The sequence below is a fragment of the Streptomyces sp. S3(2020) genome (assembly GCF_013044505.1).
Lineage (GTDB): Bacteria > Actinomycetota > Actinomycetes > Streptomycetales > Streptomycetaceae > Streptomyces.
Genome location: NZ_JABERD010000109.1, coordinates 22,866 through 32,140 on the forward strand (window position 1 = coordinate 22,866; position 9,275 = coordinate 32,140).

At 69.6% G+C, this 9,275-nt stretch carries 11 protein-coding genes; 4 read left to right on the forward strand and 7 right to left on the reverse strand.

Annotated elements, in window-relative coordinates; all coding sequences use genetic code 11:
- Positions 1-55: 55 nt before the first annotated feature.
- A complete protein-coding gene (locus HLK59_RS29505; protein WP_171144589.1) occupies positions 56-802 on the forward strand; it encodes an IclR family transcriptional regulator in 747 nt (248 codons plus the stop codon).
- 1 nt (position 803) lies between these two features.
- Here the strand turns inward: HLK59_RS29505 and HLK59_RS29510 are convergent, their stop codons facing one another.
- The 6 genes from HLK59_RS29510 to HLK59_RS52465 all read right to left on the reverse strand — a co-directional run bounded on the left by HLK59_RS29510 (position 804) and on the right by HLK59_RS52465 (position 6,110).
- On the reverse strand, positions 804-1,934 hold the full coding sequence (locus HLK59_RS29510; RefSeq protein WP_171144590.1) for an aromatic ring-hydroxylating dioxygenase subunit alpha: 1,131 nt from the start codon (positions 1,932-1,934) through the stop codon (positions 804-806).
- A 130-nt stretch (positions 1,935-2,064) separates the two neighbouring features.
- On the reverse strand, positions 2,065-3,228 hold the full coding sequence (locus HLK59_RS29515) for an FAD-dependent oxidoreductase (protein WP_171144591.1): 1,164 nt from the start codon (positions 3,226-3,228) through the stop codon (positions 2,065-2,067).
- A complete protein-coding gene (locus tag HLK59_RS29520) occupies positions 3,225-3,587 on the reverse strand; it encodes a bifunctional 3-phenylpropionate/cinnamic acid dioxygenase ferredoxin subunit (RefSeq protein WP_171144592.1) in 363 nt (120 codons plus the stop codon). The genes HLK59_RS29515 and HLK59_RS29520 overlap by 4 nt, the downstream gene beginning before the upstream one ends.
- A 195-nt stretch (positions 3,588-3,782) precedes the next feature.
- On the reverse strand, positions 3,783-4,412 hold the full coding sequence (locus tag HLK59_RS29525) for an MBL fold metallo-hydrolase (RefSeq protein ID WP_171144593.1): 630 nt from the start codon (positions 4,410-4,412) through the stop codon (positions 3,783-3,785).
- A complete protein-coding gene (locus tag HLK59_RS29530; RefSeq protein WP_171144594.1) occupies positions 4,412-5,497 on the reverse strand; it encodes an S-(hydroxymethyl)mycothiol dehydrogenase in 1,086 nt (361 codons plus the stop codon). The genes HLK59_RS29525 and HLK59_RS29530 overlap by 1 nt, the downstream gene beginning before the upstream one ends.
- A gap of 259 nt (positions 5,498-5,756) precedes the next feature.
- Entirely contained in the window at positions 5,757-6,110 is a 354-nt protein-coding gene (locus HLK59_RS52465) for a CAP domain-containing protein (protein WP_346779839.1), read from the reverse strand.
- A gap of 13 nt (positions 6,111-6,123) precedes the next feature.
- Here HLK59_RS52465 and HLK59_RS52470 point away from each other — a divergent pair, with 13 nt between their 5' ends.
- The 3 genes from HLK59_RS52470 (at position 6,124) to HLK59_RS29545 (ending at position 8,885) form a co-directional block, all read left to right on the forward strand.
- Positions 6,124-6,543, forward strand: coding sequence for a hypothetical protein (locus HLK59_RS52470; RefSeq protein WP_346779840.1), 420 nt, complete (start codon positions 6,124-6,126; stop codon positions 6,541-6,543).
- Positions 6,544-7,122: 579 nt separating this feature from the next.
- Entirely contained in the window at positions 7,123-8,337 is a 1,215-nt protein-coding gene (locus tag HLK59_RS29540; protein WP_171144597.1) for a cellulose-binding domain-containing protein, read from the forward strand.
- Positions 8,338-8,462: 125 nt separating this feature from the next.
- Positions 8,463-8,885: a hypothetical protein gene (locus HLK59_RS29545; RefSeq protein ID WP_171144596.1), complete on the forward strand. Its 423-nt coding sequence runs from the start codon at positions 8,463-8,465 to the stop codon at positions 8,883-8,885.
- A 20-nt stretch (positions 8,886-8,905) separates the two neighbouring features.
- Here the strand turns inward: HLK59_RS29545 and HLK59_RS29550 are convergent.
- Positions 8,906-9,275: WYL domain-containing protein (locus HLK59_RS29550; protein ID WP_240982712.1), on the reverse strand; the 370-nt coding region annotated here is incomplete at its 5' end.

Consider the following 9,275-nt stretch of genomic DNA (forward strand, 5'->3'; position numbering starts at 1 on the left):
CACTGTGAGCAACTACAGCACTGACACAGAAACGTCGAATTCACAAGCCGGCGGAGTGCAGTCCGTGGACCGCGCCATCAGCGTCCTGGAGATCCTCGCCCAGCGTGGTGAGGCGGGCGTCAGTGAGGTGGCGGGAGAGATCGACGTACACAAGTCCACCGCGTTCCGCCTGCTCGGCGCGCTGGAAGCACGCGGTCTGGTGGAGCAGGCGGGTGAACGCGGCAAGTACCGCCTCGGCTTCGGCATCGTGCGGCTGGCCGGCGCGGTGACGGGACGTATCGACATCACCCAGCAGGGGCGCCCGGTCTGCGAGCGTCTCGCCGAGGAGATCGGCGAGACCGTCAACATCGCGGTCATGCAGGAGCACTACGCGATCAACCTGTACCAGGTGCGCGGCCCGGGGGCCATCACCGCGCACAACTGGGTCGGCCAGCTGACCCCGTTGCACGCCACGTCCAGCGGCAAGATCCTGCTGGCCCATCTGCCGACCAAGGAGCGCGCGACGCTGCTGACCGAGAGCGGCATGAAGAAGGTCACCGCGCGGACCATCACGGCGAAGACGAAGCTCGAGAAGAACCTGGCCGACGCCAGGGAGCGCGGCTACGCCTTTACCCTGGAGGAGCTGGAGATCGGCCTGCACGCGATGGCCGCACCGGTCCGCAACCGCGACGGCGAGGTCATCGCCGCGCTCAGCGCCTCCGGACCCGCGTACCGCTTCACCGAGGACCGTCTGCACGAGCTGTCCCCGGTGCTCCTGCAGGGCGCCCGGGAGATCAGCCACCGGATGGGTTACCTGGGCTGAGTCACCCCAGGGGCGTGCCCAGACGCTCGTTCACCCAGTCGTGGAAGGCACCGATGTGGTGCTCGCTGGGGACCAGTACGCCGCCCTTGGCGTACATCCGGGAGCTCATCCCGGGCTGTGTGCGCTCGCACGCGTCGAAGTCCTGCCGGTTGACCCGGTCGAAGAGTTCCACGGACCGGCTGACGTCCTTGCCGCTCTCGACGACGTGCGGGAGGTAGAGCCAGTCGCACTCGACGATCGTGCGGTCGACGGACACCGGGTACATCCGGTGGAAGATCACATGGTCGGGGACGAGGTTGATGAACACCTGGGGCTTGACGGTGATCGCGTAGTAGCGCCGGTCCTGGTCCTCCGCCACCCCCGGAATGCGGTCCAGACCCTCGGAGCCGTCCACGGTGAAGCCCTGGACCTCCTCACCGAACTCGGCGCCATGGCCCACGTAGTACTGCGCCGCGTAACCGTCCGCGAACTCCGGGAGCACTTCGGTGAGTTCGGGGTGGATGGTCGCGCAGTGGTAGCACTCCATGAAGTTCTCGATGATGAGCTTCCAGTTCGACTTCACGTCGTAGACGATGCGCTTGCCCACCGAGAGGTTGTCGATGTCGTAGCGCTCGATCGACTCCACGTCACCGAGGCGGGAGACGACCTCGCCGATGACGTCCTCCTCGAAGGAGGGCGGGTTCTCCGCGAGGCACACCCACACATAGCCGAGCCATTCGCGCACGGCCACGCTCACCAGGCCGTACTCGGTGCGGCCGACATCTGGCATCTTGGTGAGGTTGGGCGCCGCGACGAGCTTGCCGTCGAGCCCGTAGGTCCAGGCGTGGTACGGGCACTGGAAGGCCCGCTTGACCTCCCCGGTCTCCTCCGTGCAGAGCTTGGCGCCACGGTGCCGGCACACGTTGAAGTAGGCGCGGATCGAGTGGTCGCGCGCCCGGGTGACGAGGATGCTCTCGCGGCCCACGTCGACGGTGCGGAAGGCACCCGGCTTGGCCAGCTCGGAGGCGCGCGCCACGCAGAACCACATGGTCTCGAATATGCGCTCCTGCTCCTGGGCGAAGATCTGCGGATCCGTGTAGGAGGAGCCGGGGAGGGTGGCGATCAGGCTGTCCGGCAGACCGGTCGAGGTCACTGGGCACTCCTCGGGAAACGTCAGGGAGGGGTCATTCACGCGCCGGGAAGAGCGACTCCGGACGGTGTTGTGTATGGAGCAACGCTGCGTGCCATATGCAACCGCAGCATGGGATGCCTCAGGGGCGGTGTCAAGAGCCCGTGGCGGCGAGCTGCTTGCGCCAGCGCATGAACAGCCGAGGCTGGTTCATACCGAGCACGGCGACCGGGTCTCCGGCGCGCCGGTAGACGGCCAGCACGTCACGGTCGTCCGTCGTACCCGCCTCGACGGTCACGCTGTCGGCGGCCGCCGCGTGCCCGGCGAACTGGATCTTCACGCCGTACTGGTCGGACCAGAAGTACGGCGGCCGGGGCACACCCGGTTCCACCGCGCCGCCCGCCAGCAGGGTGGCGATCGCGGCGTCGGGACGCTCCCGGGCGCCGGTCCAGTGCTCGACGCGCCGGTGGTGACCCGCGCGCGGGTCGTACCAGTTGGCGCAGTCACCGACGGCGACGACCCCGGCCAGGGTGGTGCGGCCGTCGGCGCCGCACTTGACGCCGTTGTCGAGTTCGACGCCGGATCCCGCCAGCCATTCGACGCACGGGCTCGCGCCCACGCCGACGACGACGATGTCGGCCGGGACGCTGCGGCCGTCCTCCAGCAGGACGGCGTCGACCCGGCTCTCCCCGCTCAGCCCCTTGACGCCCACACCGCACAGCAGCCGTACGCCATGGTCGGTGTGGAGGGCGGAGACGACGGCGCCCATGGCCTCGCCGAGCGGGACGGCGAGCGGCGTCGGCGCCACCTCGACGACGGTCACGTCCAGGCCGAGGCCGTACGCCGTGGAGGCGACCTCGGCCCCGATGAAGCCGCCGCCGATCACCACCAGCCGCCCGCCGCGGGCCAGTTCGTCCCGCAGGGCGCGGGCGTCGTCCAGGGTGCGCAGGGTGTGCACTCCGGCCAGGCCTTCGGCGCCGGGGAGGGTGCGGGCCGCGGCGCCGGTCGCGATGACGATGCCGTCGGCGCGCACCTCGCGTCCGTCGGCGAGCCGGACCGCGCGGTCGGTGCGGTCGAGCGCGGTGGCGCGGGTGCCGAGCAGCCACTCCGCGCCCAGGTCCTCGTCACCGGCTTCCAGGGAGAGTTCGCTCTCGCCGAGGGTGCCGGCCAGGAACTCCTTGGAGAGCGGGGGCCGGTCGTAGGGCCGGTGGAGTTCGTCCCCGATCACGACGAGCCGCCCGTCGTAGCCCTGCTTGCGCAGTGAGCGCGCCGCCGACAGGCCGGCCAGCGAGGCGCCGACCACGGCGACGGTCCTCACGCGGGACCCCCGGCGAGCCGGGCGGATATGCAGGGCGGCAGGTTGGGCGCCGCCGTGGACAACCGGACGTAGATCATGCCGTCCTCGACGAGGACCTCGTGCGTCCGGACCGGAAGCTTGGCCGGCGGGGAGTCGACCGCGCCGGTCCTCAGGTCGAACTTCGAGGCGTGCAGCGGGCATTCCACCTCGCAGCCCTCCAGCCAGCCGTCGGCGAGCGAGGCGTCCTGGTGGGTACAGGTGTCGTCGATGGCGAAGAGCTCGCCGTCGTCGGTGTGGAACACCGAGACCGGCGGATCTGTGTCGAGCCGGTGGGCCTCACCTCGCGGGAGATCCGCGAGACGGCACGCGGGAATCATCATGACACCTCGGTGCGTATAGCGAAACGGATTGCGATTGACGCAACGCCAGTCTGGGGGCCGCTCCGAACCGTTGTCAAGGCATCACAGGGCCCGGTTCGAACAGGCCTGCGGACCGTTCTCCGGGCAGCGCGCAGCGCCCGAACCACCTGCGGAAACAGGCGGGACAGGCGCTGCGCGGGTGCTGCATGGGGGCGGTCAGAAACCGCGGTCGATCCACTCCTGAAGGTGCGGGGCCTCGGCGCCGACGGTCGTCGTGTCCCCGTGTCCGGTGTGCACGACGGTCTCGCCGGGGAGCGTGAGCAGCCGGTCCCGGATCGAGTCGACGATGGTCGGGAAATGGCTGTACGACCGTCCCGTCGCCCCGGGTCCACCGGCGAACAGCGTGTCGCCGCTGAACAGCGCCGCCAGGCCCGGCGAGTGGAGGCAGACCGCGCCCGGGGCGTGCCCGGGGGTGTGCAGCACGGTCAGTTCGACACCGGCCACCGCGAGCACCCAGCCGTCGGCCAGCTCACCGTCGGGCGAACGGTCGGGGTGGGTCTGCTTCCACAGCGGCAGGTCGTCGGGGTGGAGCAGGATCGGGGCGCCGGTGCGCGCCGCGAGGGCGGGCGCGGCGTCGATGTGGTCGTTGTGGGCGTGGGTGCACACGATCGCCCGCACGGTGCGTCCGCCGACTGCCGCGGCGATGGCCTCGGCGTCATGGGCGGCGTCGATGACGATCACCTCGTCGTCGTCCCCGACGATCCACACGTTGTTGTCGACGTCCCAGGTACCGCCGTCCAGCGAGAACGTCCCCGAGGTGACGAGGTGTTCGATGCGGGCGGCCATCAGAACACCACCACCGAGCGCAGGACGTCGCCGCCGTGCATCCGCTCGAAGGCCTTCTCGACCTCGTCGAGCGCGATGGTCTCCGTGACGAAGGCGTCCAGGTCGAGCCGGCCCTGGAGATAGAGATCGACGAGCATCGGGAAGTCCCTGCTCGGCAGGCAGTCGCCGTACCAGGAGGACTTCAGCGCACCGCCGCGGCCGAAGACGTCCAGGAGCGGCAGCTCCAGCTTCATCTCCGGGGTCGGCACACCCACCAGGACGACCGTGCCGGCGAGATCGCGCGCGTAGAAGGCCTGCTGGTAAGTCTCGGGGCGGCCGACCGCCTCGATGACGACGTCGGCGCCGAAGCCGCCGGTCAGCTCACGGATCGCCTCGACCGCGTCGGCGTTCCTGGAGTTGACGGTGTGGGTCGCACCCAGCTTCTTGGCGGTCTCCAGCTTGTTGTCGTCGATGTCGACGGCGATGATCCGCGACGCGCCCGCGAGGCTGGACCCCACGACCGCCGCGTCCCCGACGCCTCCGCAGCCGATCACCGCGACCGTGTCCCCGCGTCCGACGTTGCCGGTGTTGATGGCGGCGCCGAGGCCGGCCATCACCCCACAGCCCAGCAGTCCCACGGCGGCCGCCGACGCGGCGGGGTCGACCTTCGTGCACTGTCCCGCCGCGACCAGCGTCTTCTCCGCGAACGCGCCGATACCCAGCGCCGGCGACAGTTCGGTGCCGTCGAGCAAGGTCATCTTCTGCTTCGCGTTGTGGGTGTTGAAGCAGTACCAGGGACGACCCCGCAGACAGGCCCGACAATTACCGCACACAGCGCGCCAGTTGAGGATCACGAAGTCACCCGGGGCGACATCGGTCACGCCCTCGCCGACCGCCTCCACGACACCCGCCGCCTCATGACCGAGCAGGAACGGGAAGTCGTCGTCGATGCCGCCCTCGCGATAGTGGAGATCGGTGTGGCAGACCCCGCAGGCCTCGACCTTCACCAGCGCCTCACCCGGCCCCGGGTCGGGCACGATGATCGTCTCCAGGCTGACGGGGGCGCCCTTGCCCCGCGCGACGACAGCACGCACCTGGTGCGTCATGGCCACTCCTCGGCTGGTCGAGACTCGAATCAGACGTTGCTCATTACGGCACGCATCTCATGTGTCGCAACACAGCATCATGCAGCGCCGAGCGGGGGTCAAGGCACTCGTAGGGGGTTCTGACGGCTCCGCCGGGCGCGGGCCCCTCCGGGCTCCCGGAGGGCGTCGCCCTTGCCGCTGTCGGCACCCGTACACACCGATCCGGCCCGAAGTGGTGAACTCCGGGCCGGAGCGGTGGGCCCGCCGACTCCGTGGGCGGCTACGCGGCTGAGCCGAAGTCCTGGGTCCAGTAGTGGCCCGGCTGGGCCAGGCCGATGCCGATCTCCTTGAAGCCGCAGTTGAGGATGTTGGCGCGGTGACCGGAGCTGTTCATCCAGGCGTCCATGACGCTCTCGGGAGTGCTGTACCCGTAGGCGACGTTCTCGCCCGCCGACCTGAACGCGTACCCGACGCGGGAGAGCCGGTCACTCATGGAGGACCCGTCGGAACCGGTGTGGGACATGTTCTCGTGATCCGCCATGTCCTGACTGTGGTCCTGAGCGGCCTTGGTGAGCTTGGCGTTCTCGGTCAGCGGCGCACAACCCGCCTTCTCGCGCTCGGCGTTGACGAGCACCAGCACACGGTCGGTGGGACCGGGATCGGCAGTACTGGCGGAAGCACTGGGGGTACTGCTGGAGGCCGTCGCCTTCGGAGAGGCGGAAGGCGAGGCGGACTCGCCGGACGCGTCGGCGGTGGGCGTGGCCGATGGGCTGCCCGACGGCGAAGGCGAGGCACTCGGGGAGGCGCTGGAGGCGGAGGCACTGGGGGTGCCGGACGGAGCGGACGTGGCGGAGGTGCCCGAGGCGGACGCGGACGCGACAGGTGATCCCGAGGGCGTCGGATCGGCGACCGGATCCGACTTGCCCCATCCCCACCAGGGGAACGAGACGACACGCCAGCCTCCCAGCCCGTTACCGCTCGCCTGGGCGACCGCAGGAACTCCCACAGCGCCCGCAACGACCACGGCGACTGCGGCACCGGCTATTTTCCGGCGTTTCGATTTCTGACGGTGCTTGCTCATACGCGGCCTCATTCGGTGATCCGGGATTCTGCGACAACAGCCGCTCGCCTCGGCCCTGGCGAGCCCGGTCAGTATGGGATCACCCGGCACACCGGGCAACGAACACCCTCTCCGTTTCCGAGTGCTCGCGCCGGGACCCCGGGGAGCCGGAGCACTGCCGTCCCGGCATCGTCTTCAGTACCCGGACACACGCGCGACCAGCCCGGAAGCGTTTCCCGACCGCCGCGGCCACCACCATCACAGGTCAGTCGAATTACCCGCTCACGGCGACAAGCTCCCGATTGGGATTCAAAACAGCCCAGTTATTACCATCGGTAATCAGTCATTCGATGCCATCACCCACAATTCCGGCGTGACGCACATCACTTCACTGTGAGGTGTGAGATCGACGGCAACCTGTCGGCGGCCAGTGGCGACTAAGGGGCTGTTCGCACACCGCACCTTCCAGGAGCCATGCATGAATTCGCGATCCTCCGCCGGCCACCGCCTGCGGCGACGTTTCCTGAGACCCGTACCGGTCGCCCTCGCCGGGGTCCTGGTGGCAGGGGGCGTGGCGGTGGTGCCGATGCTGGCGAGCGGTGCGTCGGCCGCCGCGTGCAGCGTGTCCTACAAGGTCGCATCGCAGTGGGGCGACGGCTTCCAGGGCGTGGTCGCCGTCACCAACAACAGGAGCACGGCGCTGAGCGGCTGGAAGCTCGCGTTCACCTTCGGCGCGGGTCAGAAGGTCTCGCGGGGCTGGAACGCCGAGTGGAAGCAGTCGGGGAAGAAGGTGACCGTCACCAACACCGCCTCGAACGACGAGTTGGCGGCAGGCGCCGCGGTGAGCACCGGCTTCCTGGCGTCCTGGTCGGGGAGCAACCCCGCGCCCAAGTCCTTCAAGCTGAACGGCAGGACGTGCGACGTGGTCGGCGCCGCGACCCCCAGCGCGTCCGCCGACGTGACGCCGACGTTCAGCGAGTCCACGAGCCCCACACCCACCCCGACCGCGACCGCGAGCACCTCCCTCACCCCGACGGTCGCCGCCGACGGGTGGAACCCCCCGGCCGACCTCGCTCAGCCGCTCGACGAGGTCTGGAAGCACGTCGAGTCGACGTACTCCGACCTGTACGGCTTCAAGAACTACGGCTGGGACCAGCTCATGGCCACCAAGGGCACGGTGAACTACTGCGTGCGCTGGGACTCCGACAACCCGGTGACCGCCACCACCCGCGACAAGATCCACACCGCGCTCCGGACGCAGTTCAACAAGTGGATCCACGCCATGGTGGACGACGGCAAGGGCTACAGCTCCTTCCCCTACACCGACGTCAAGGTCGACGTCGTCGGATGGGCCGTCAAGAACCGCTCCACACTCCAGTGGTCCGACGACTCCGTGAAGGTCTACGCCGGGGTGCTCGACGACGCGGGTGCTCCCCAGTGCGCGCCCGACTGCGGCCGCTTCTTCCACCAGGACGGCGACTACTCCCGGTGCCCCGGCAAGGAGGCGGAGCACTACGACGAGTCGCTGTGGCTCACCAAGGGCTTCGAGGGCGGTGCCGGCGGGGACTGGGGGCAGCGGGTCGGCCAGGAGTACTTCACCGGGGCCCTCGACCAGGAGAACATCCACATCTACCTGCACGAGGTGGGCCACACCTTCGGCCTGGACGACTTCTACGACTGGACGCCGACCGGTGTCTCCCGTTTCATCATGAACGCCGGCAGCGCCACCGAGATCACGACGTTCGACCAGTGGATGCTGCGGGACTTCTGGCGACACCTGAAGAGCCGCTACGGCTACTAGCGCGCGTATCGCAGGCAGGTGCCCCGGTCCCTGACATCTGTCAGGGACCGTAGGGGCAGGCGGCCCTCTACGTTGCTGTGCGCACGTGCTCCCGCCGGTCGTCACCCCCAGGAGGAACCGACCCCATGCGTCCCCTGCGATCCCTTCTCGGTGCGGTCGCCGTCATGGCCCTGGTGCCGGCCTCCGTCCTCGCCTCCGGTCCGGCCCGGGCCGCGTCCTCCGCCACGTCCGCCGTCTCCCCGACGGTCTCCCCGGCCGCCCCCTCCCAACTGGTGCCCTCCGGCAGCCACATCACCTGCGACACGGGCTACTTCTGCGCCGGCGTCTGGGACCCCGCGGCCGACCAGTGGAGGGTCTTCTTCCTCTACACCTGCAACCGCTACCACCTGTCCAACTGGCACGGCACGGGCGAGGTCATGAACAGCCAGACCGACAACGCCCAGGCGACGACCTACGGCCAGAACGGCGACGTGATCGAGACCTTCCCGGTCAGCACGGACGCACCCGACGTGGACTGGGAACCGGTCTGGTCGATCCGCAACTGCTGACCGGACGTGAGACACGGTCCTCACGGCGTCCGGTCGTTCTCCGGCCCTGTGGTGCGTGCGGCGCGGGCGTAGCGGGCGGCGAGGGCCGCGCATGCCGTGGCCAGTTGGGGTGGGCCGATGACTTCGATCTCGGCGTCGAAGCGGCCGACGGCGGCGGCGAGTCCGGTCCATGACCAGGAGCCGAGGGTGAGTCGGCAGTGGTGGGGGCCCAGTTCCTCGACGATGCCGTCCTGGGCGAAGGGCGCGATGTCGGCGGCGGGGCGGTGGAGGACGACCTCGCCTTGGCAGGGCCAGTCGGCGCCGGCACCGTCGTTGCCGCGGAATCGGCCGGTGACGAAGGCGGAGACGCTGCCGCCGGGGAGTTCGCGCGGGGTGAAGCGGGGGCCGGTG

Bases quoted from the DNA above. Each gene is read 5' to 3' on its own strand.
- HLK59_RS29520 (WP_171144592.1), bottom strand. From the start codon at position 3,587: ATGATGATTCCCGCGTGCCGTCTCGCGGATCTCCCGCGAGGTGAGGCC.
- HLK59_RS29525 (WP_171144593.1), bottom strand. From the start codon at position 4,412: ATGGCCGCCCGCATCGAACACCTCGTCACCTCGGGGACGTTCTCGCTG.
- HLK59_RS29530 (WP_171144594.1), bottom strand. From the start codon at position 5,497: ATGACGCACCAGGTGCGTGCTGTCGTCGCGCGGGGCAAGGGCGCCCCC.
- HLK59_RS29540 (WP_171144597.1), top strand. From the start codon at position 7,123: ATGCTGGCGAGCGGTGCGTCGGCCGCCGCGTGCAGCGTGTCCTACAAG.
- HLK59_RS29545 (WP_171144596.1), top strand. From the start codon at position 8,463: ATGCGTCCCCTGCGATCCCTTCTCGGTGCGGTCGCCGTCATGGCCCTG.